Source organism: Streptomyces sp. CB01881, from assembly GCF_002953255.1.
Lineage (GTDB): Bacteria > Actinomycetota > Actinomycetes > Streptomycetales > Streptomycetaceae > Kitasatospora.
The window spans coordinates 5,021,145-5,043,151 of the sequence record NZ_CP026498.1; the positions used below are offsets into that span (position 1 = coordinate 5,021,145).

Here is a 22,007-nt window from a genome sequence, read left to right on the forward strand (position 1 = left end):
CTGACCGCCGCCGACCGCCCCCGGACCCGACGGCCGCTCCGCGGCCCGGCATCGTCGCAGGCCGGCCCCGGCGGCCGGTCGGCCGGGGCCCGCCTGCGGATCCCGCCGGGGCGTCCTACTTCGCCGCCTCCAGCGCCGCGCGCCAGACCGGGCTGTCCACGTAGTGGTTGTCGTACAACTCGGAGGAGTCCTTGATCTCCTGCGGGCTCGCCTCGCCGCGCATCACCCGGCCCAGCAGGCGCAGGTAGTCGAAGCGCGGCATGCCGGGGGTGAAGGTGAACAGCACGTCGGCCTCGGAGCCCGGGGCCGCCGCGAAGGCGTGCGGGGTGTGCGGCGGGACGAGCAGGAAGTCGCCCTCGTTCAGCACCTTCACCTCGTCGTCCACCAGCACCTGGAGCGAGCCGCCGATGACGAAGAACAGCTCCGAGGCCCGGGTGTGGAAGTGGGCCGGGGCCCCGACCGCGCCCTTGGCGAAGGACGAGCGGTAGCTGGTGATCGGGCTGCCGTCAGTGCCGCAGTCCGCCAGCAGGGTCATCGTGCTGCTCGGGTCACTGGTGGTCTCGGCCTCGGAGGCGCGGGTCAGGACGGGCTTCAGCGTGTTGGTGCTCATGATGGTCTCCCCTGGTCATCGGCCGTTCCGGCGTTCCCTCCCGGCCTTGTGTTCACCACTCTATGCCCGCGAAAGACCACTCATCTGGTTCATTCCTGATGAAGAATCATGGGTCAATTCGCCTGGGCCGCCGGCTGTCCGCCGAGGCGCCGCTCCAGCGCGGCGCGGCGGTCCGGCCACTCCTTGGCCGTGATCGAGAAGATCGCGGAGTCACGGAGGCGGTCGTCCTCGCCCGGGGCCCAGGAGCGGGCCCAGTTCCGCAGGACGCCCTCGAAGCGGGCCCCGGCCGCCTCGATCGCGGCGCGGGAGCGGTCGTTGCGGGCATCGGTCTTCAGGTCGACGCGGCCCACGCCCCACTCCTCGAAGGCGTGCCGGAACAGCAGGTACTTGGCCTCGCGGTTGATCCCGGTGCGCTGCGCCGAGGCGGCGAGCCAGGTGTAGCCGATCTCGACCGCGAACAGCCGGCCGTCGTCCGGGAGACGGCGCGGATCCAGGTAGGCGGTGGCGCCCACGACCCGGCCCGACGCCCGGTCCACCTGCGCGTACGGGGCGACCTCCCCTGCCGCGGCGCGGGCCAGCTGGGCGTCGATGTAGCCACGGATCTCCCCGGCCCTCGGCACCCAGGTGAAGCCGTAGGAGCCGCGCTCCTCCTCGGCCGCGGCGGCCAGGCCGGCCTCGTGCCGGTGCTCCAGCGGTTCCAGGCGCACCGACGCGCCCTCCAGCACCGGTCCTTCGAGCTTCCCGCCCACCGTGCACCACTCCTTGCCCACGCGTCACTCGGCCACCAGCCCGGTAGCGTCCCAGAACCCGCGCCGGGCTGTCGCGCGGTTTTGCCGCGCCGGCCCGCCCCGTCGTCCCGTGCGCCCGCCACGGCCCCCGGCCGGTACGGCGGTCGCCGTCAGCCGAGGCCGGCGAGGAACTCGCGGACGGCCTTCCCGAAGCCGGCCGGGTCGCCGTCGTGGGCGAAGTGGTCGGTGTCGAGGACCACGAGCCGGGTGTGGGGGCGGCGTTCCGTCATCGCCTCGGCCAGGCCGGCGTCCAGGCAGGGCATGCGGTTGCCGGCCGTATCAGGAGTGGCGGAGCCTGGCGGCTCCGGTTCAGCGGTCCAGCTCGACGGCGTTCTTGGCCCGCTCGACGGACTCCTCCGCCGCCGGGCCGCCGGGGTTCTCGGTGGCGAGTGCCTGGTTGAGGGCGACGAAGGGGCGCATCCGCTCCTCGTAGCGCTCGTACGCCGCGCGGTGGCCCTCCCCCGCGGCCCGGGCACGGCCGAGTTCGTCGGCCAGCAGGTAGGCGCCGACCAGGGCGAGGCTGGTGCCCTGGCCGGAGAGCGGCGAGGCGCAGTAGCCGGCGTCGCCGAGCAGGACGGTGCGGCCGGCGGACCAGCGGTCGAGGTGGATCTGGGCCATCGCGTCGGCGTAGAAGTCGGGGGCGCCGTGCAGCGCGGCCAGCATCCGGGGGGCCTCCCAGCGCAGCGCCGCCATCCGCTCGGCGACCAGCTGCCTGGTCCGCCCGGCATCCCGGACGGTGGGCTCCTCGCTCCCGTACCCGAAGGTGATCCGCAACTCGCTGTTGCCGCGCACCGGGTAGACGCCGTAGCCGGCGTCGCCGTCACGGTGCCAGACCTGCCAGTCCTCCAGGCCGAGGAAGTTGTCGGCACTGAAGATGGCGATGTGGGTGCCGAGATACCGCAGGAACTGCTCCTCCGGGCCGAAGGCCAGCTTGCGGACCCGGGAGTGCAGGCCGTCGGCGCCGACCACCAGGTCGAAGGTCCGGGGCCGTCCGTTCGCGAAGGTGACGTGGACGCCGTGCTCGTCCTCGTGCAGGGCGGTGACGGTGTCACCGTGGATGAACTCGACGTCCCCGGCGGTCTGTTCGTGCAGGATCGCGACGAGGTCCTCGCGCAGCAGCTCGACGTCGTCGCTGTCGAGCCGGCCACTGCTGAAGGTGGCCTCGGTGGAGCGGTGCACCTCGTTGCCGTCGGGGTCGAGGACGGACATGCCGCGCATCCGGGTGCGGACGGCGCGGACCCGCCCGGTCAGGCCCATCCGCTCGATCACGCCGAGGGCGGCGCCCCGGATGTCGACCGCCTGGCCGCCGCTGCGCGGGGCGGGGGCGAGCTCGACGACGGTCGGGGCGAAGCCCTGACGGTGCAGCCAGAAGGCGAGTGCGTGGCCGGCGATGCCGCCGCCGGAGATGAGGACGGTCTTCATGAGGAGCTCCCCCGTTGCTGTGTCTGTACGCTGTAAGCATGGTGAATGTACGACGTAAATTCAGACCCCCGCAAGGCCCCCACCAGTGCCAGAAGGCCTCATCTGACCTAGTACAGAAGGCTCGTGACAGGCATCCGCGCTGGTAGGGTCTGAGCTAGTACAGGGCAGACGGCGGCGAAAAAATATCTTCCGAGGAGTTCGGCAGCATGGCACCGGAGACGGACCCGCCCTTCCAGCGCATCGCCGCCGAGCTGCGACGGCGCATCACCACCAGGGAGCTGGCCCCCGGCGAGCGCGTGCCCTCGACCCGGCGGATCGCCCAGGACTGGGGCGTCGCCCTGGCCACCGCCACCAAGGCGCTCACCGTGCTGCGCCTGGAGGGCCTGGTGGAGGCCCTCCCGCGGGTCGGCACCGTCGTGGCGGGCGCCGCCCCGGCCGCGGGAACCGCCCCCGCCGGAAGCACCGCCCGGGCCACGGCCCCGGCTCCGACCCCGGCTTCCACCCGGCCGACCCGACCCGTCGCCGCCGACGGCGAGTTGAGCCAGGAGCGGATCGTCCGGGCTGCCCTGGAGCTGGCCGATGCCGAGGGGCTGGCCGCGGTCTCGATGCGCGCCGTGGCGGCCCGGCTCGGGGTCTCCGCGATGTCCCCCTACCGCTACGTCACCAGCAAGGAGGAGCTGGTCCTGCTGACGGCCGACGCGGCCTTCGGCGACGGCTCCTACCCCGACGAGCCGCCCGCCGGCTGGCGCGCCCGGCTGGAGCTCGGCGCCCGGACGCTCTGGTCGGTGTTCCGCCGCCACCCCTGGCTGGCCCAGCTCAGCCCGGTCACCCGGCCGCTGCTGCTGCCCAACCTGATGACGCACGCCGAATGGGCGCTCTCCGCACTGGACGGCCACGGCCTCTCCACGCCGGACATGCTGCACGCCCATGTGCTGCTGTACAGCTACATCGAGGGCATCGCCGTCAACCTGGAGCGCGAGGCCCAGGCCCGGGCCGCCACCGGCGTCGACGAGGACCAGTGGATGGACGGACAGCTCCCCGCCCTGGGCGCGCTCGCCGACTCGGGCCGGTTCCCGGTGTTCAGCCGGCTGATGGCGGACGTGGCGGACGGCTATGACATGGACCTGGACGCCCTCTTCGAGTTCGGCCTGGCCAACCTGCTGGACGGGCTGGCCCCGCGCTTGGAGCACACCGGTCCACCGGGCGGGACGGTCCGCTAACTCGCCGCCCGCCCCCGGAACGCGCGCCGGTACTCGCGCGGCGCCACCCCCACCCGGGAGACGAAGGCGGGCCGCAGCGACACCGCCGAGCCGAAGCCGCAGCGGACGGCGACGGTGTCCACCGGCAGATCCGTCTCCTCCAGCAGGCGTTGGGCCGCCAGCACGCGCTGCTCCAGCAGCCAGCGCAGCGGCGTCGTACCGGTCGCCTCCACGAAGCGGCGGGCGAAGGAACGTTCCGACATCAGCGCCAGCCCGGCCATCCGGCGGACCGTCCACGGGGTGTCCAGCGAGGCCAGGATCCCGGCGCGGGCGCACGCCAGCGTGTCGTCCACGGCGTCGTCCGGGACCGGGGACGGGATGAACTGCGCCTGGCCGCCGGTCCGGAAGGGCGCGGTGACCATGGTGCGGGCGATGGCGGCGGCGGCCTGCTGGCCGTGGGCGGCGCGGACCAGGTGCAGGCAGAGGTCGATGCCCGCCGCCACCCCGGCGGACGTCCAGAGGTCCCCCTCGCCGGTGAACAGCACCTCCGGGTGGACCTCCACCTCCGGGAAGCGGCGGGCCAGTTCGTCGGCGAGGGCCCAGTGCGTGGTGGCGGTGCGGCCGTCCAGCAGACCGGCCTCGGCGAGGACGAACGCGCCCGCGCAGAGCGAGGCGATGGTCACGCCCTGCTCGTGGGCGGCCCGCAGCGCGGCCAGGACGGCCGGGTCGCGCGGCTCGTTCATCTCCATCCCCGGCACGATGATCAGGTCGCACTCCAGCAGCGCGTCGAGCCCGAAGTCCGGCACCCGCTCCAGCCCGCCGCCGAGCCGCACCCGCGCCCCCTCCGCACCGCAGACCCGCAGCTCGAAGCCGGGCAGTCCGGGCCGGGTGAGCCGGTTCGACCACACCTCCCCGATCACCGCGTAGTCGAACGCCCGGACACCGTCGAAGATCAGGCAACCCACAATCCGCATGGCAGAAAACTATCGATGGGTGGCGGCAGCGCCCATCACGGAGGGTGCCCGGGCCCCGGCACGATGAACGCATGACGAACACCAGCGCATTCGACGCCCCCCTGACCATCGACTCCGACGCCGTCCTCGTGGTCATCGACGTCCAGAAGGGTTTCGAGGACCACGCGTTCTGGGGCGAGCGCGACAACCCCCGGGCCGAGCAGCGGATCGGCGAGCTGATCGACGTCTGGGAGAGCACCGGGCGGCCGATCGTGACGGTGCAGCACGCCTCCACGGCCGGCCCGCTCGTGCCGGGCACCCCGGGGTACGAGCTCAAGGACTTCGTGGCGGCGGTCGAGCCGGCCCTGCACATCACCAAGCAGGTCAACAGCGCCTTCTACGGCACGCCCGACCTGCACGCCTGGCTCCAGCAGCGGGGCGCCAAGCAGGTGGTGATCGTCGGGATCATCACCAACGTCTGCAACGAGACCACCGCGCGGATGGCCGGCAACCTCGGGTACGACGCGGTCTTCCCGGCCGACGCGATGCACGCCTTCGACATGACCGGCCCCGACGGCGTCACCGTCCCCGCCGCCGAACTCGCCCGCGCCACCAGCACGGTGCTGCACGCGATGCGGTTCGCCAAGGTGGTCACCACCGAGGCCGTGGTGACGGCGGCGCAGCCGGTCGGCGTGGCGTGACCGGCCGGCCCGGCCGTCCGGTGGACCGGGCGGCTCAGCCGAACAGCGCGTCGTAGGCGGTGCCCTCCTCCGCGTTGAGCAGCACGATGTCGCGGCCGGGCCCCGGCCCGGTGGCCACCTCCCGGAGCCGGGCCAGGGCCTCCTCCTCGGTGGGGAGTTCGATCCCGAGGGCGGCGGCCGCCGCGTCCCGTTCGTCGAGCAGGAAGGGCTCGTCCTCCAGGTAGCCCTCCGCCGCCTCCGCGCTCTCCTCGGCCGTGAAGCACCGGCAGTCCCGCCACCACGGGACGGCCAGCAGCAGCCGGACCAGCTCCGGCAGGCCGATCGCCACCAGCGCGGCGCGGCCCTCGGAGTCGGCGTAGAGGACGGGCCGCTCGTCGCCGCCCTCCCCGCAGAGGAAGTACGTACCGCCCGAGCCGTCCCCGGCGATCGGCTCCAGCGGCTCCCCCGAGGCGAGGACGACCGCCTCCACGTGCTCGGTGCGGTCGAGGTCGAAGTCCCCCGGCCAGTAGAGGTAGTTGAGGGCGGCGGCGTTCTGCCGGACGGCGGCGAGCAGCGGGTGCGTCATGCCGGCCACCTTAGGGTCCGTCACCGACACGACAGCGCCCCGCCCGGCCGCACCGGCCGCTGAAGCCCCCCGCCCGGGCGAGGCCGCCCGTTCAGGCCGCCCGCTCGGCCAGGAAGGCCTCCCAGGTCCGCCGGCCCGTCTCGGCGCCCGCGAGGGTCAGGTTGTCGCCGGCCCGGTAGGCGCGGCCGACCTTGCCGGGAACGCGGACCGGCAGCATCGGCCGGCTCTTGCCGCGCGCCTTCAGGTAGCCGCGGACCAGCTCGCCCATCGGGTAGACCGTCGGCCCGGCCAGGTCGGGGACGTGGCCGGCCGGGGCGTCGAGCGCCAGCTCCACCAGCCGGGCCGCCACCTCCCGCGCGTCGACCGGCTGCCAGCGGATCCCGCCCGGGGCCGGGACGACGGGCAGCTTGGCCATGCCCGCCGCCACCTTCAGCGCCAGGTCGTGGAACTGGGCGGCGCGCAGCGTGGTGTAGGGCACGCCCGAGTCGGCGACGGCCTGTTCGGCGCCCAGCTTGGCCCGGAAGTAGCCGATCGGCAGCCGGTCCGCCCCGATGACCGAGATGTAAACGAGGTGCTTCACCCCGGCCCGCCGGGCGGCGCGTACGAGGTTCCGGGTGGCCACGTCGTCGCCCTTGGCGCCGCCGGCGAGGTGCAGCACGGTCGTGACGCCCTCCAGCGCCTCGTCGGTCCCCTCGTCCTTGAGCAGGTCGCCGGTCACGTAGGCGACGCCGTCCCCGGCCGGGCGCGTGGTGCGGGTGAGCACCCGCACGTCCCGGCCGGCGGCGCGCAGCAGCGGGAGGACGTGGCCGCCGAGGGTTCCGGTCCCGCCGGTCACCAGGATGGGAGCGTTCGTCATGATCGTCTCCGGTTCGTCCCGGCCGGGAGTTGATCTCCCGGCCGCAGCCGTTAGTTTCGTGGTTCTGCAACTCGGTGGTTCTGCAGCCATGACCCGCGGCGACGAAGGAATGTGACACGGTGGACGAGAAAGTCTTGCCGCCCGACCTCTCGGGCGGTCCCCGGGCCGATGACCGGACCGGGCGGTTCGAGGAGCACCGGCCGCATCTGCGCGCGGTGGCGTACCGGATGCTCGGCTCGATCAGCGAGGCCGAGGACGCCGTCCAGGAGGCCTGGCTGCGGTACGACCGCACCGACACGGGCGACGTGGAGAACCTCGGCGGCTGGCTGACCACCGTGGTCGGCCGGGTCTGCCTGAACCTGCTGCGCTCGCGCGCGCAGCGGCGCGAGGACTCGCTGGAGTCCCGCATCCCGGACCCGCTGCTCGCCCGCGAGGGCGTGGTCGACCCGGAGCAGGAGGTGCTGCTGGCCGACTCGGTCGGGCTGGCGCTGATGGTGGTGATGGAGTCGCTGTCGCCGGCCGAGCGGGTGGCGTTCGTCCTGCACGACCTGTTCGCGGTGCCGTTCGAGGAGATCGCGCCGCTGATCGAGAAGACCGCGGCCGCCACCCGCCAGCTGGCCAGCCGGGCCCGCCGCAAGGTGCAGGGCCAGGCGCCGGCCCCCGACCGGGACCTCGCCCGGCAGCGGGTGGCCGTCGACGCCTTCTTCGCCGCGACCCGCACCGGCGACCTGGACGCGCTGCTCGCCGTGCTCGACCCCGAGGTGGTGCTCCGTGCGGACGGCTACGCCGGCGGGGCCTCCCGGGGCGTCGTGCTCACCGGCGCCGCGACGGTGGCGGGCCAGGCGGTCATGTTCCGCTCGCTCGCGCCGTACGCCCGCCCGGCGCTGGTCAACGGCGCCGCCGGGGTCGTGGTGATCGGCGCCGACGGCAGGCCGGTCTCGATCATGGCGTTCACCGTGGTGGACGGCACGATCGCGGCGATCGACGTGCTGACCGCCCCGGAGCGGCTGGACGCGCTCGACCTGTCGGCGTTCCGGGAGTAGCGGGAGCGGCCGGCGCCGAACGTGTACCGCCCCCGCACGACGCCCGTGCGGGGGCGGAACGACGTGTACGTCGCGTGGAAGGCCCGGACCCGGCTGCTCCAGGTGTTGACGGTTAGTGGGATGATCCCACCCGCACCACCGGCGTCACTGAGACGACGCCATGCATTTTTGTTCACAGGGGGATTGAGAACACATGTCATCGATAGACCGTTCCCGCCGGAGCAACCGCGGGACGGGCCGCACCGCCGGGACCGTCCTGGCCGCCGCCACGGCCGTCCTCGCGCTGCTCGCCACCTCGGCCTGCGGCCCGGACAACAGCCCCGAAGCCGGGGACGCCGCTGCCGCCGCCTCGGCCGGCGCGTCCCTCCTGGGGCTGCCGGCCAACCTGGACGACCTGAAGAAGTGGAAGTCCGAGGACTGGGAGAAGTGGGCGAAGCAGGACGCCATCCCCGCCGCCGCCAAGGGCTTCTGGACGATCGAGAAGCTCCTGGCCGCCAAGCCGGCGACCCCGGGCAAGGCGAACCTCCCCGACCCGGGCCCGGCGACCCAGGCCCCCGCCACGCAGGCCCCGGCCTCGCAGGCCCCCACCGCCAGCAAGGCCCCGGCCTCGCAGGCGCCGACCCAGGCCCCCGCCACCAAGGCCCCGGCGACCCAGGCACCGGCCTCACAGGCTCCGACCCAGGCCCCCGCCACCAAGGCCCCCGCGAGCCAGGCACCGGCCACCCAGGCCCCGGCCACCCAGGCCCCGGCGACGAAGGCCCCCGCCACCAAGGCCGCGAACGACAACGGCAACGACCCCGCGCCTCAGATGATCAAGGCGGAGGCCCTCCCGCACCCGTACAGCAAGTACATGTTCGAAGGGCGGCTGTTCGCCGTACACCCCGACGGCACGGGGGGCTCGTGCTCGGCCACCGTGGTCTCCGACCCGGCGCACCCGGGCAAGAGCAACCTGGTGTGGACCGCGGGCCACTGCGTGACCAGCGACGGCGCCTACGACAAGGAGATCACGTTCATCCCGGGCTACAACAGCACGGGTGCGGCGAGCGGGAAGAAGACGCCCACCAAGGAGCAGTCCGAGCCGCTCGGCGAGTTCCCGATGACCGAGGTCCTCACCACCCCGCAGTGGAAGTCGTTCAAGTCGCACCTCAGCGGCGTGGGCAGCCACTACGACTACGCCATCGTGAGGGTGGCACCCGCCGACAACGGCAAGTCCCTTGAGGAGACCGTCGGCGGTTCCGTGCCCGTCTGGTTCAATGCGCCCCGCGAGCAGCTGGCCCCCACCAGCTACGGCTACCCCGCCGCCGCGCCGTTCGACGGCCAGGAGCTGAACCGCTGCGTCGGATCCACGGCCACCCGGGTCTCCTGGGACCCGGCCCGCCCGCCGCTGATCGCCATCGGCTGCACCATGACCCCGGGGTCGAGCGGCGGCGGCTGGCTCGCCCTCCGCGACGGCAAGCCCGCCCTGGTCAGTGACAACGCGGCCTGCGACTGCGAGGAGAGCGGCGGCGCCTGGAAGACCACCTGGATGGCCGGGCCGTACCTGGACGACCAGGCCGCGGGCATGCTCGACTTCATGGCCAAGCGGAGCTGACCCCGCGCCACCGGCAACGGCCTCGCCACCGCGGGCCCGACCGGGACCACCGTGCCGCACGGCCGGGGTCCGGTCGGGCCGGGGGCGGGGCCGGCCGGTGCCCGGCCGGGGTTTCCCGACCGGGCGTCCTCGGGCGGGCGTCGGGCCCGCCCGAGGACGCCCTTTTCTTTCCGTCACCGGTCCGGCCGGCTACCGCCCGACCGCGCCGTCCAGCTGCTCGCGGATGATGTCGGCATGGCCCGCGTGCCGGCCGGTCTCCTCGATCATGTGGACCAGCAGCCAGCGCATCGACGGCGCCTCGGCGCCGGGCCGCAGCGAGCGCACGCCCGGGCGGTCCAGGTCGCCCGCGGCGGCCGTGATCACCTCGTTGGCCCGGGCGGCCGCCTCCCGGTAGGCAGCGACCGCCCCGGCCACCGTCTCGTCGCCGGGCGAGGGCGCGTCGTCGTCCCAGGGCTCGACGTCCTCGCCGCGGTAGGCCCAGAGGAACCAGTTGAGTTCGACCGCGGTGAGGTGCCGGACCAGCCAGAGCAGACTGGTGCCGGAGGCGACGCCCGGGCGGCGGGCGTCCTCGTCACAGAGGCCGTCGGTCTTGCCGATGACGGCCTCGCGCAGGTAGTCGAGGAAGGTCAGCAGGGTGGTCGGCTCGTCGGCGTTGAGGCCGGGCGGGCGGACGTCGGAGCGCTTGCGCGCGGCGTTCTCGGTCACGCCCGCCACCCTAGCCACGCACCACTACTGATCGACCGTCACCAGCCCTGGCCGTGCAGCCACTCGGCGAGGTGGCGGGCACAGTCGTCGACCGACTCCCGCCAGGTGTGCGAGGCGCCGTCACCGGCCTCGTCGCTGACGTGCTTGACCAGCCGGACGGGCACCCCGGCCCGGTGGGCGACGGTGGCGAGCGCGTAGCCCTCCATGTCGACCAGGTCGGCGTGCTCGGCCAGCCGCTCGCGGGCCTCGGTGGAGGAGACGAAGAGGTCACCGGTGGCCAGGATCGGCCCCTCGCCCTTGCCGACCACCAGCGGGGCGCCGTAGGTGCGGCCGGTCAGCTCGAACAGGGCGGGGCTGTCCATGTCGTGCTGGATCACCTGGGTGACGGTGTGGGTGCCCTCCCAGCCGGGCCGCAGGGCGCCCGCCGTGCCGAGGTTGAGCACCTCGGAGGGGTGCTCGCCCCGTGCCAGGACGGTCGCCAGCGCGGCGGCGGCGTTGACCTTCCCTATTCCGGTGAGCAGCACCGGCAGCCGCTCGCCGAGGTGGGCGGCCTCCTCCCGGACGGCGACGACGACGAGCGGGCGGTCGGCGGAGATCGTTCCCATCAGGCGCATACCGCCATGGTACGGACGGGCTCCCGTCCGGCCGCCGAGCACACACAGAACCGGACCCCTCCCCTCCGGGTGTCCGGGGAACCGCATAGGGTGCATCCCGCGTCGACCCGATCGCCACCCGCCCCGCGCCCGGGGCGGCCGGCCCCAACCGTGATCGATGACGGTGCTCGGAACCAGTGCCCGGGGACGGTTCCCGCGAACGGCACTCGGAGATGCTCAAGATCGGCGCAAGTCGGGTGTGGCCGCGGGGAGCGACGGCCATACTGCTGGCAACGGCCGGGCCCGGACGACGGGCCGGGCCACAGGGGAGGGTGAGGCGGGTGGCGACACCAGTAGGCACGGAGGGACCGGGCGCAGTGGTGCCGGTGCGGCCGGGGGGAACCGCCGCAGCCGGGGGCCGCGGCCCGGTGGCCAGGATCGGACGGGCCACCCGGACGGCACCGGGCCGGCTGCGGCTGGCCGGGGCGCTGCTGGCGGTGGTCACGCTCGCCTTCGGCACGCTCACCGCGTGGCAGGTCAACTCCCGGGCGCAGGCCGCGGAGCGGGTCGTCTCGTACAGCCAGCCGCTGAGCCAGGCCGCCGCCGACATCCACCGTTCGCTCGCCGACGCGGACACCACCGCGGCCACCGGCTTCCTGCTGGCGGGCGCCGAGCCGAAGGCCGTCCGGGAGCGCTACGAGCAGGACCTCGCCACGGCCTCCCGGCTGATCGCCGAGGCGGCGGCGCGGACCACCGCCTCCTCCCCCGCCCAGGGCTGGCTCGCCACCCTCAACCAGCAGGTGCCGGTCTACGCCGGCCTGGTGGAGAGCGCCCGGGCCGACAACCGGCAGGGCTTCCCGCTCGGCGGCGCCTACCTGCGGTACGCCTCCGACCAGATGCGCACCGTGCTGCTGCCGGCCGCCGCACAGCTGAGCGCGGCCGAGAACCAGGAGCTGGCGGACGACTACGCCGCGGCCCGGTCGGTGCCGTGGGCCGCGTACGGGCTGGGCGTGCTGGCACTGGCGACGCTGGTCTGGGTGCAGGTGGTGCTGTACCGGCGGACCAACCGGGTGTTCAACATCGGCCTGCTGGGCGCCACCGCGGCCGTGCTGTCCGCGGTGCTCTGGCTGACGGTCGCCGGGACGGGCGTGAACTCCGCCCTGCGCGACAGCGAGCGCCACGGCGCCGCCCCGCTGCGGGCGCTGAACGCCGCCCGGGTCGACGTGCTGACCGCCCGGCTGGCCGAGAACCTGCACTTCGTCGCCCGCGGCTCCTCCACCAAGTACGCGGAGCTCTGGACGAAGACCACCGAGCACCTGGCCGCCACGGACGGCGGGAGCGGGCCGGCCGGCACCCTGCCGGACGCCCTGCGGCTGGCCCCGGCGGATGCCCAAGCCGCCATCACCGACGCGCAGCAGCAGTACCAGCACTGGCGCGACCGGCACCTCGCCGCGAGCAGGCTGGAGAACGTCGACGCCGACTACCAGGGCGCGCTGGACGCCACGGTGACGGTCAAGGAGGCGGACGTGCCCGGGACGGCCGACGCCTCGTTCAACGCCACCGACCAGCGGCTGGCGCAGGCCGCCGCCGAGCTGAAGCAGTTCGAGCAGGCGGCCGAAGGCACCGACGGGGACCTGCGCACCGCCGCCGTGGCGGTCGCGGTACTGGCCCTGGCCGCAGCCGCCTCGGCGGTCCGCGGCCTCGGCCGGCGACTGGCCGAGTACCGGTAGAGGGGGGACGGACACGATGGGCAGGGGAACGGTACGGGCCCGGGCGGCGACGGCGGTGGCGCTGCTGGCGTCCTGCGCGGTGGTGCTCGGCGCGGGCGGCCCGCAGGGCGCGGTGCTGCCTGCCGCCGCGGCGCTCCCGCCGGCGCAGGCGCCGCAGCAGGAGCAGGCCGGCAACGACTGCGACGTCTACCAGAGCGTGCCGCCGAGCAGCGAGGACGGCCCGGCGGTGAAGGCCATCAAGGCCAAGCGGAGCCTGGTGATCGGCATCGACCAGAACAGCTTCCGCTGGGGCTCCCGCAACCCCAACACCGGCCAGATCGAGGGCTTCGACATCGACCTCGCCAAGGCCGTCGGCACCGCGATCATGGGTGACCCGGACAAGGTGGTGCTCAAGGCGGTGCCCACCTCGGGCCGGGTCGAGTTCATCCAGCAGGGCCGGGTCGACCTGATCGTCCGGACCATGACGATCACCTGTGACCGGCTCCAGCAGGTCGCCTTCTCCAAGCCGTACTTCAGCACCAGCCAGCGCGTCGTGGTGCCCAAGGCGTCCCCGGCGAAGACCATCGACGAGGCGGTGGACGGCAGGACCGTCTGCGCGGCGTCGAGCTCCTCGGCCGAGGAGGAGCTGAAGGCCCGTCCCAAGGTCGGGAAGATCGTCTCGGTGGAGAACCACCTCGACTGCCTGGTGCTGATGCAGCTCGGCAAGGTCGACGCGACGATGACCGACGACGGCCTCGCGGCCAGCCAGGCCGCCCAGGACCAGACCGTCCGGGTGGTGGACGGCGAGGTCCGGCCCGCGGTGATGGGCATCGCGATGCTCAAGAACAGCACCGACCTGACGGCCCGGGTGAACCAGGTGCTCGCCGACTACCACGCCAACGGCGCCTGGCGGGCGGGCTACGACCGCTGGCTCAAGCCGTACATGCTCAACGACGCCGACCACTACTGGCCGGACCGGCGTTGAGCCGCGTGAAGCGCCACGTCCCGTCCTTGACGGTCCTTTGACGACCGGACCCGGTCCGGGCGCGGGACCTCAGGCTAGGGTCGGGGCGGGCCGGGGGACGGCGAAGGCCGCAACGGCCGGGGCCGGACCGGCGCGGGCCGCAGCAGCGCGGACGTGGCCGGGGAGGACCGGGCCGGGGAAGACCAGGACAGCGAAGGAGAAACGGCGTTGGCAGCTTCGGCCGGCCCGGCACTGAGCCGGGAGGAGGTGGACCGCGCGCTGGCGCGCCTCGGCGCCGAACGCGACGCGGTCGAGTCGGCACTGCTCTCGCTCCAGGACCACGCGGGCCTGCGGCTGCTCGACGGCGCCGAGCTGGCCGGCCGCACCCGGGAGCGCTGGTCCGTCGCCGGACAGGGCCTGCCCCTGCTCTGGGCACTGTTCGACCGCTACTCGGAGGCGCTGGCCTCGGCCCGCGCGGTCCGCGCCCGCAAGGCCAAGCCCGGCTCGGCCGAACTCGCCGAGCTGAACGAGCTGCTGACCGGCGACGCGGTCACCGTGCCCGGCGGCGCCGTCCCGGACGGACCGCAACTCCTCGGCGCGCCCGCCAAGCTGGTCGAACGGGTCAGCCTGGACGAGCTGATGACCCGGATGAACTCCTGGTACGCCACGGTCCTGGAGGTGGTCAGCGCCGCCGACGCCGTCTGGTCCGCGCTGCCGGCCCGGATCGACCTGCTGCTGGCCGAGCTGAGCCGGGTGCGGACACTGGCCGGCTCGCTCGGCGTGCACGCCGGCGGCCACCCGCTCGGGGACGACCTGGCCGGGCTGGAGAGCGACCTGACGGAGCTGCGCGCCGAGGTGCGGGGCGACCCGCTGGCCCTCTGGCGGCCGGCCCGGGTGCCCGCCCAGCGCGGCACCCGCCCGGACGGCACCGCGCTGGCCACGCCGTCCGGGGTGGTCGACACCGAGCGGTTCGACCGGGCCGGGCGGGCCCTGGACGGCGTCCGGGTGGAGCTGGAGGACCTGCTGCGGCTGCGCGACGACGCCGAGGAACGGCTCCAGGGCGTCGGCGACCTGCTGCAACGGGCGGACGCCACCCTGGCCGAGGCCCGCCGGGCGCGCGGCGAGGTGCTGGCGAAGATCGCCGCCACCGAGGTGCCCGCGGTGCCCGGGCCCGCCTCGGCGCTGCGCGAACGGATCGTGCTGGCACTGGAGTTGCGCCAGGGCGGGCAGTGGCACCGGCTGGCGCCGCTGCTGGACGCCTTGGAGGACGCGGCCGCCAAGGAGCTGGCCCGGGCCCGGCAGGCACTGACCGAGGTGACCCAGCCGCTGGCCGTCCGGGCCGAGCTGCGCGGGCGGCTCGACGCGTACAAGGCGATGGCGGCCCGGCTGCGCGTCGCCGAGGACCCGGAAGTGATCGAGCGGTACGAGAAGGCGCGCTGGCTGCTCTGGAGCGCGCCGTGCGACCTGCGGGCGGCGGCCGCGGCCGTGGGCCGCTTCCAGCAGTCGCTGCGGCCGGCGGCCGGGCCGCCCGGCGGGCGGCCCGGCGGTGAGCCGGTCGACGGACAGGCACGGGAACAGGGACTGGGGGGCTGAGGACGATGGGCGAGGCGTGTGTACGGCCGGACTGCACCGGCGAGGGGACGATCGACGCGGACGGCTACTGCACCGAGTGCGGGCTCGCACCGGCGGGCACGGTGTCCGTCGCGACGGGTCCGGCGACGGGGACGGCGGCCCCCGCGGGCGCCGCGGGCCCCGGCTCGCCCTGCCCGCGTGACTGCGCCAGCACGATCGACGACGACGGCTACTGCGACGAGTGCGGCCTCACCGCCCCCGGCGGCGACACCGGGCTCACCCAGCCGTACGTCCCCTCCGCCCGGGTCTCCCCGGACTCGGCGCGCTCCACCCGGACCGGCTCGTCCCGCACGATGTCCGGCCGCTCCCGCTCGCACCGCTCCACCCGGACCGGCAGCGGCCGTTCGGTGTCGGTGCGCAGCAGCCGCGGCAGCGTCAGCGCGGGCACCCGCCACCGGCTCGGCGCCGGACTGGTGACGGTGCCGACCGTCCCGTCGGCCGACCCCGCGCAGGCGGTGCTGGCCAACCCGGAGGTGCCGGAGCGCAAGCGGTTCTGCTCCAAGTGCGACGCCCCGGTGGGCCGGGAGAAGAACGGCCAGCCGGGCCGTCCGGACGGCTTCTGCACCAAGTGCGGCACGCCGTACTCGTTCACGCCCAAGCTGCGCCGGGGGGATCTCGTCGGCGGCCAGTACGAGGTGGTGGGCTGCCTGGCGCACGGCGGGCTCGGCTGGATCTACCTGGCGGTGGACCGGCGGGTCAACGACAAGTGGGTGGTCCTGAAGGGCCTGCTGGACACCGGGGACGAGGACGCGCTCGCGGTGGCCGTCGCCGAGCGGCGGTTCCTCGCCGAGGTGGACCACCCCAGCATCGTCCGCATCATCAACTTCGCCGAGCACCCGGACCTGCGCACCGGCGCCACCGACGGCTACATCGTGATGGAGTACGTCGGCGGCAAGTCGCTCAAGGACATCGCCAACGAGCGCCGCACACCGGACGGCCGGCGCGAGCCGCTGCCGGTGGAGCAGGCGATCGCGTACGCGCTGGAGGCACTGCCCGCGCTCGGGTACCTGCACGGCCGGGGCCTGGTCTACTGCGACTTCAAGATCGACAACGTGATCCAGAGCGGCGACGCGCTCAAGATCATCGACATGGGTGCCGTCCGCCGCCTCGACGACGACGGCCCGATCTACGGCACCATCGGCTACCAGGCGCCCGAGATCGCCACCGACGGCCCCTCCCCCGCCTCCGACCTCTACACCGTCGCCCGCACCCTGGCCGTCCTCACCTTCGACTTCCAGGGCTACAGCACCACCTACCGCGACTCGCTGCCCGGCCCCGAGTCCGTCCCGGTCCTCGCCGCCTACGAGTCGTACTACCGCTTCCTGGTCCGCGCCACCGACCCGGACCCGGCCCGCCGGTTCGCCTCCGCCGAGGAGATGGCCGACCAGCTCACCGGCGTGCTGCGGGAGATCCTCGCGCTCCAGGACGGCCGGCCGCGGCCCTCGCTCTCCACCCTGTTCGGCCCGGAGCTGCGGGTGGTCGACACCGAAGTGGTGCAGCCGCCCGTACGGCCCGGGGAGCTGCGGGTCACCGCGCTGGACCCGGCCGCCGCCGCGCTCGCGCTGCCCGTCCCCCGGGTCGACCCGGCCGACCCGAACGCCGGCTTCCTCGCCACCCTGCTCGCCGCCGACCCGGAGGAGGCACTCGCCGCGCTGGCCGGTGCGCCCGCCGACTCCGTCGAACGCCGGCTGCGCGAGCTGCGCGCCCACCTCGAACTCGGCCGCCACGCCACGGCCGGGGAGGCGCTGGCCTCGCTGGAGAAGAACCACCCGGACGACTGGCGGGTCGTCTGGTACCGCGGCCTGACCGCCCTGGTCGGCGCCGCGGCCGCGGCCGGTGACGAGGCCGGTGACGAGGCGGACGCCGGCGGGGCCGAGGGCGACGAGACGGCCGGTGACGGGACGACGGGTGCCGCCGCGGCCGGTGACGGGACGACCGGTGCCGAGCGGCCAGGCGAGGCCGAGCTGCGCGCCGCCGCCGAGGCCTTCGACGCCGTCTACGACGCGTTCCCCGGCGAGAGCGCCCCGAAGCTGGCCCTGGCCATCTGCGCCGAGCTCCTCGGCGACGGCGGCGACGCGGCCGAGTTCTACCGCCTGGTGTGGAGCACCGACCACGCCTACCTGAGCGCCGCCTTCGGGCTGGCCAGGGTCCGCCTCGCCGACGGCGACCGGGCCGGCGCGGTCGACTCCCTGGAGTCCGTCCCGGCCACCTCCAGCCAGTTCACCGCCGCCCGGATCGCCGCCGTCCGGGCCCGGCTGCGCGAACGGCCCGCCACCGACCCGCTCGGCGCCGACCTCGGCGCCGGCTCCGAGCAGCTGACCGCACTGCGCCTGGACGACCGCCGCCGCGAGGAGCTCTCCGTCGAGGTGCTCGGCGCCGCCCTCGGCTGGGTCACGGCGGGCTCGGCCGGCTCCGAGGACCCCGGCCGGACCACCGTGCTGGGACGACCGGCCGCCGAACGGGAACTGCGGTTCGCACTGGAGCAGTCCTACCGGGTACTCGCCCGGTTGGCCGACCGGGCCGAGACCAGGATCGAGATGGTGGAGCGGGCCAACCGTGCCCGCCCCAGAACGTGGGTGTGACCAATGCCGCAGCAGACCGTGTGCCAGAGCTGTTCCGAGCCGCTGGACCCGGAGGACGTCTATTGCGGCTCCTGCGGGGCCGGCCGGGACGGCAAGCCGGCCCCGGGCGCGATGCCCGCCAGCTGGTCCGCCGACCGCCCGCCGACCGTGCCCGACACGCCCGCCGTCCCCGCCCAGGCCGGGCCCGGCTGCGTCCACTGCGGTCTGCCCCAGGTCTTTGCCGACGGCTACTGCGAGGCCTGCGGCGGCGCCCAGCCGCGCCCGCGCGACCACATGGAGAAGTCGCTGGCCGGTGTCGCCGGCGTCAGCGACCGCGGCGTGCGCCACCACCGCAACGAGGACTCGTTCACCGTCGCCGCCTCCTCGCTGCCCGGCGGCGAGCCGGTCGTGGTCGCCGTGGTCTGCGACGGGGTCTCCTCCTCCGACCGGCCCGACCAGGCCTCCGAGACCGCCGTCGACGCCGCCTCCGAGTCGCTGCTCACCGCGCTGGAGGCCGGCCACGAGCCCGACGCGGCGATGCGCCGGGCGGTCGCGGACGCGGCCGCCGCCGTCGCCGCCCTCGCCGGGGACGACGCCTCGCCGCACCGGCCCGACGTCAACGCGCCCGCCTGCACCTTCGTCAGCGCGATCGCCGCCGGCGGCCGGGTCACCATCGGCTGGGTCGGCGACACCCGGGCGTACTGGATCCCGGACGACCGGGTCGCCGCCGAACCCTTCCGGCTCACCCAGGACGACTCCTGGGCCGCCCGGATGGTCGAGGCCGGGCTGATGGGCGAGGCCGAGGCCTACGCCGACCCGCGCGCCCACGCCATCACCGGCTGGCTCGGCGCGGACGCCGAGGAGGTCGTCCCGCACACCCTGGACTTCACCCCACACGTCCCCGGCGTCCTGCTGGTCTGCACCGACGGCCTCTGGAACTACGCCGAGGCCGCCACCGACCTCGCCCACTACGTCCGCCCGGACGCCCGGGCCGAGCCGCTCGCGGCCGCCCAGACCCTGGTGCGGTTCGCGGTCGCGGCCGGCGGACACGACAACATCACCGTCGCCGTGCTGCCGATCGACCCGCCCACCGGGCTGGCCGGCGCCGCACGCGCGGACGCCTCGGCGGACGAGGACGCCCGCACCGCCACCGCGCTCGACCTGCCGGTGATCCGGCCGGCCGGGGGCACGCCGGGCGGAGCCGACGACGAGGACCACGACCCGACGCTGCCGGACCTGCCGGTGATCGGCTCGGCCGCCGCCCCGCTGCCGCCCGCGCCCCCGGCCCCGCCCGCCCCGCCGACCGTGCCGCCGCAGCCGCCGCACCCGCCGGTGGGCTGACGCCCGCCCGCACCCCACCGACCGTACGCACCAACCGACCACCCGACGGGAGCCACCGGCCCATGGCAACACTGGCTAAGCCGAACCTGCCCAGGTTCGACGTGGAGATCTTCCAGAACGAGTTCCTCGCCGACGGCGCCCGCGAGGTGAACGCCGTCGTCACCGTCACCGCGACCGGCGGCGGCACCTCCGGCGGCCGCCCGCTCGGGGTGTCCGACGCGGGCCCGCTGGGCGCGGACGCGCAGTCCGCCGCCGTGGTGATCATGGTGGACTGCTCCGGCTCGATGGACTACCCGTCCAGCAAGATGCGCGGCGCCCGCGAGGCGACCGCCGCCGCCATCGACACCGTCCGCGACGGCGTCGCCTTCGCGGTCGTCGCCGGCACCCACGAGGCCAAGGACGTCTACCCCGGCGACGGCACCCTCGCCGTCGCCTCGGACGCCACCCGTGCCCAGGCCAAGGAGTCGCTGCGCCGCCTCACCGCGGCCGGCGGCACCGCCATGGGCACCTGGCTCGCCAAGGCGGACAAGCTCTTCCTGACCCGCCGCGACATCGCCATCCGGCACGCCATCCTGCTCACCGACGGCAACAACGAGCACGAGAACGCGGCCGATCTGGACCGCGCCATCGAGCGGGCCTGCGGCCACTTCACCGCCGACTGCCGCGGTGTCGGCACCGACTGGCGGGTGGACGAGCTGCGGAAGATCTCCTCCGCACTGCTCGGCACCGTCGACATCGTCGCCGAACCGTCCGGCCTCGCCGACGACTTCCGCGCCATGATGGAGGGCGCGATGGGCAAGCAGGTCGCCGACGTCGCGCTGCGGATCTGGACGCCCGCCAACGCGGTGGTGAAGTTCGTCAAGCAGGTCGCCCCCGCGGTCGAGGACCTCACCGGCCGCCGCACCGAGGCCGGCCCGCGGGCCGGCGACTACCCCACCGGTTCCTGGGGCGACGAGAGCCGCGACTACCACGTCTGTGTGGAGGTCCCCGCCGCCGCCGTCGGCAACGAGATGCTGGCCGCCCGGGTCAGCCTCGTCCTGCCGCCGCAGACCGGCAGCACCCCCGAGGTGCTCTCCCAGGGCCTGGTCAAGGCGGTCTGGACCGACGACCTGGCCTCGTCCACCCGGATCAGCCCGCAGGTCGCCCACTACACCGGGCAGGCCGAGCTGGCCTCGTCCATCCAGGAGGGCCTGGAGGCGCACCGGGCCGGGGACGTCGACCGCGCGACCGCCAAGCTCGGCGCCGCCGTCCGGATCGCACACGCGACCGGCAACGACGGCACGTTCAAGCTGCTGCAGAAGGTGGTGGACGTGGTCGACCCGAAGGAGGGTACGGTTCGGTTCCGTAAGAACGTGAGCGAGGCCGACTCGATGACCCTTGAGACCCGGTCGACCAAGACCGTCCGTGTGAAGAAGTGACCGCTGAAGAACTCCGACCGGGCCGGGGCCCGGCCGGACGCTGCCCCAGCTGGCTGGAATTGAGGGGGACCTGATGCCGATCTGCCCGAGGGGGCATGAGTCGCAGGCCGAGGACTGGTGCGACTTCTGCGGCTTCCCGATGACACCGCCACCGCCGCTCCCGCCGCCGCCGGGCATGCTCCCGGGCGCACCGGGCGCGCCGGGCCACGGCCCGCACGGCGGACACCCCGGCCACCCCGGCCACCCCGGCCAGCCCGCGCACGGCGGGGCGCCGTTCGGCGGGCCGGTTCCCGGTGCGGTGCCGCCGGGCGCCGTACCGCCGCCGGGTGCACCGCCGGCCGGCCAGGGCTTCCCGGACCTCACCGAGGGCCTGGTGGTCTGCCCGATCTGCCGCAGCCCGCAGACCGGGCGGTTCTGCGAGGAGTGCGGGTACGACTACGACCTCTCCACGCCCTCGCGCAGACAGCCCCCGGCCGCCGGCACCCCGGTGCCCGGGCCCGCCCCCGCGCCCGCCCCGCTCAACATCCCGGCGGCGTACGGCGGCCCGCAGCCGGCCGAGCAGCCGTTCCCGCAGCCGCAGCAGCACGCCCAGCCGCACGCCCAGCAGGTGCAGCCGGCCCAGGCGGGCGGCGCGCCGTCCGGCTACGGCTACCCGCCCGCAGCGCCCGCCAACGGGCAGGCCCCCCACCAGGAGGCCGGGTACCCGGCCGGCCCCGCGTACCCGGAGCCCGCGTACCAGGAGCCCGCGCCGCGCGAGGACTCCGGCCCGGTCTACGCCCAGCCCGGTCCGACCGGCCGCGGCGGGGAGTTCGGCACCTCGTTCCACCTGGCCCCGCCGGTGCCCCCGCAGGCCCAGCAGCACCAGCAGGCCCAGCAGGCCCAACCGCAGGCCCAGCCCCAGCCCGGCCCGCCCGGCCACCCGGCCCAGCAGCCGGAGCCGGTCCGCACCAACTGGATCGCCGTGGTCTCGGCCGACCGCGACTACTTCACCGACATGATGGCCCGCAGCGGCCCGGAGGCGGCGGGCCTGTTCTTCCCGCCGTACTGCCCCGAGCGGCGCATCCCGCTGACCGGCCGCGGGCAGCTGCGGATCGGCCGGCGCAGCCAGCACCGCGGCACCGTGCCGGAGATCGACCTCTCCGTCCCGCCGGAGGACCCGGGTGCCTCGCACCAGCACGCGCTGCTGGCCGAACAGGCCGACGGCAGCTGGGTGCTGGTCGACCAGGACTCCACCAACGGCACCACGGTGAACGGCGGCGGCGAACCGATCACCCCGCACACCGCGATCCCGCTGAACGACGGCGACCGGATCCACGTCGGGGCGTGGACCACCATCACCCTGCACCGAGCCTGAGG

20 protein-coding genes are annotated in these 22,007 nt (G+C 74.8%); 11 read left to right on the plus strand and 9 right to left on the minus strand.

Annotated elements, in window-relative coordinates:
• Positions 1-115 precede the first annotated feature (115 nt).
• From C2142_RS11855 to C2142_RS11870, 4 genes are all read right to left on the minus strand, one after another.
• Positions 116-610 (minus strand): cupin domain-containing protein, encoded by a 495-nt coding sequence (locus C2142_RS11855; protein ID WP_148642611.1) that lies wholly within the window; start codon positions 608-610, stop codon positions 116-118.
• A gap of 113 nt (positions 611-723) precedes the next feature.
• Entirely contained in the window at positions 724-1,359 is a 636-nt protein-coding gene (locus C2142_RS11860) for a GNAT family protein (protein WP_148642612.1), read from the minus strand.
• A gap of 149 nt (positions 1,360-1,508) precedes the next feature.
• Complete coding sequence (locus tag C2142_RS11865; RefSeq protein ID WP_153882775.1) at positions 1,509-1,661, minus strand: hypothetical protein; 153 nt, start codon at positions 1,659-1,661, stop codon at positions 1,509-1,511.
• Positions 1,662-1,707: 46 nt separating this feature from the next.
• Complete coding sequence (locus C2142_RS11870) at positions 1,708-2,820, minus strand: FAD-dependent monooxygenase (RefSeq protein WP_148642613.1); 1,113 nt, start codon at positions 2,818-2,820, stop codon at positions 1,708-1,710.
• 206 nt (positions 2,821-3,026) lie between these two features.
• Here C2142_RS11870 and C2142_RS11875 point away from each other — a divergent pair, with 206 nt between their 5' ends.
• Positions 3,027-4,040 carry a TetR/AcrR family transcriptional regulator C-terminal domain-containing protein gene (locus tag C2142_RS11875; protein ID WP_148642614.1) on the plus strand — a complete coding sequence of 338 codons (1,014 nt, stop codon included), beginning with the start codon at positions 3,027-3,029 and terminating at the stop codon, positions 4,038-4,040.
• Here C2142_RS11875 and C2142_RS11880 read toward each other — a convergent pair.
• Positions 4,037-4,993 (minus strand): helix-turn-helix domain-containing protein, encoded by a 957-nt coding sequence (locus C2142_RS11880; RefSeq protein WP_148642615.1) that lies wholly within the window; start codon positions 4,991-4,993, stop codon positions 4,037-4,039. The genes C2142_RS11875 and C2142_RS11880 overlap by 4 nt on opposite strands.
• 71 nt (positions 4,994-5,064) lie before the next feature.
• Here C2142_RS11880 and C2142_RS11885 point away from each other — a divergent pair, with 71 nt between their 5' ends.
• Positions 5,065-5,673 (plus strand): cysteine hydrolase family protein, encoded by a 609-nt coding sequence (locus C2142_RS11885; RefSeq protein ID WP_148642616.1) that lies wholly within the window; start codon positions 5,065-5,067, stop codon positions 5,671-5,673.
• 34 nt (positions 5,674-5,707) lie between these two features.
• Here the strand turns inward: C2142_RS11885 and C2142_RS11890 are convergent, their stop codons facing one another.
• Complete coding sequence (locus C2142_RS11890) at positions 5,708-6,238, minus strand: hypothetical protein (RefSeq protein WP_148642617.1); 531 nt, start codon at positions 6,236-6,238, stop codon at positions 5,708-5,710.
• A 91-nt stretch (positions 6,239-6,329) separates the two neighbouring features.
• Positions 6,330-7,094 carry an NAD(P)H-binding protein gene (locus tag C2142_RS11895; protein WP_148642618.1) on the minus strand — a complete coding sequence of 255 codons (765 nt, stop codon included), beginning with the start codon at positions 7,092-7,094 and terminating at the stop codon, positions 6,330-6,332.
• Positions 7,095-7,228: 134 nt separating this feature from the next.
• Between C2142_RS11895 and C2142_RS11900 the strand changes: the two genes are divergently transcribed.
• A complete protein-coding gene (locus tag C2142_RS11900) occupies positions 7,229-8,137 on the plus strand; it encodes a sigma-70 family RNA polymerase sigma factor (RefSeq protein ID WP_241003172.1) in 909 nt (302 codons plus the stop codon).
• 193 nt (positions 8,138-8,330) lie between these two features.
• Positions 8,331-9,728: a hypothetical protein gene (locus tag C2142_RS41525; protein ID WP_148642619.1), complete on the plus strand. Its 1,398-nt coding sequence runs from the start codon at positions 8,331-8,333 to the stop codon at positions 9,726-9,728.
• A 189-nt stretch (positions 9,729-9,917) separates the two neighbouring features.
• On the opposite strand, the gene C2142_RS11910 is transcribed toward C2142_RS41525, so the two are convergent.
• Both C2142_RS11910 and C2142_RS11915 read right to left on the minus strand, forming a co-directional pair.
• The gene (locus tag C2142_RS11910) at positions 9,918-10,433 is read right to left on the minus strand and encodes a DinB family protein (protein WP_241002526.1); all 516 of its coding nucleotides are present in this window, start codon (positions 10,431-10,433) and stop codon (positions 9,918-9,920) included.
• Positions 10,434-10,471: 38 nt separating this feature from the next.
• Positions 10,472-11,047, minus strand: a complete 576-nt coding sequence (locus C2142_RS11915) for a nucleosidase (protein WP_148642620.1) — start codon at positions 11,045-11,047, stop codon at positions 10,472-10,474.
• Between the two features lie 407 nt (positions 11,048-11,454).
• Here C2142_RS11915 and C2142_RS11920 point away from each other — a divergent pair, with 407 nt between their 5' ends.
• From C2142_RS11920 to C2142_RS11950, 7 genes are all read left to right on the plus strand, one after another.
• Positions 11,455-12,756 (plus strand): hypothetical protein, encoded by a 1,302-nt coding sequence (locus C2142_RS11920; protein ID WP_241002527.1) that lies wholly within the window; start codon positions 11,455-11,457, stop codon positions 12,754-12,756.
• Positions 12,757-12,772: 16 nt separating this feature from the next.
• Positions 12,773-13,720 (plus strand): glutamate ABC transporter substrate-binding protein, encoded by a 948-nt coding sequence (locus tag C2142_RS11925; RefSeq protein ID WP_148642621.1) that lies wholly within the window; start codon positions 12,773-12,775, stop codon positions 13,718-13,720.
• Positions 13,721-13,927: 207 nt separating this feature from the next.
• Positions 13,928-15,292, plus strand: coding sequence for a hypothetical protein (locus C2142_RS11930; RefSeq protein ID WP_241002528.1), 1,365 nt, complete (start codon positions 13,928-13,930; stop codon positions 15,290-15,292).
• Between the two features lie 5 nt (positions 15,293-15,297).
• The gene (locus C2142_RS11935; RefSeq protein WP_148642622.1) at positions 15,298-17,913 is read left to right on the plus strand and encodes a serine/threonine-protein kinase; all 2,616 of its coding nucleotides are present in this window, start codon (positions 15,298-15,300) and stop codon (positions 17,911-17,913) included.
• A gap of 3 nt (positions 17,914-17,916) precedes the next feature.
• Positions 17,917-19,233: a PP2C family serine/threonine-protein phosphatase gene (locus C2142_RS11940; protein WP_148642623.1), complete on the plus strand. Its 1,317-nt coding sequence runs from the start codon at positions 17,917-17,919 to the stop codon at positions 19,231-19,233.
• A gap of 62 nt (positions 19,234-19,295) precedes the next feature.
• Positions 19,296-20,651, plus strand: coding sequence for a VWA domain-containing protein (locus C2142_RS11945; RefSeq protein ID WP_148642624.1), 1,356 nt, complete (start codon positions 19,296-19,298; stop codon positions 20,649-20,651).
• Between the two features lie 73 nt (positions 20,652-20,724).
• Positions 20,725-22,005: an FHA domain-containing protein gene (locus C2142_RS11950; protein ID WP_148642625.1), complete on the plus strand. Its 1,281-nt coding sequence runs from the start codon at positions 20,725-20,727 to the stop codon at positions 22,003-22,005.
• The last annotated feature ends 2 nt before the right edge of the window (positions 22,006-22,007 follow it).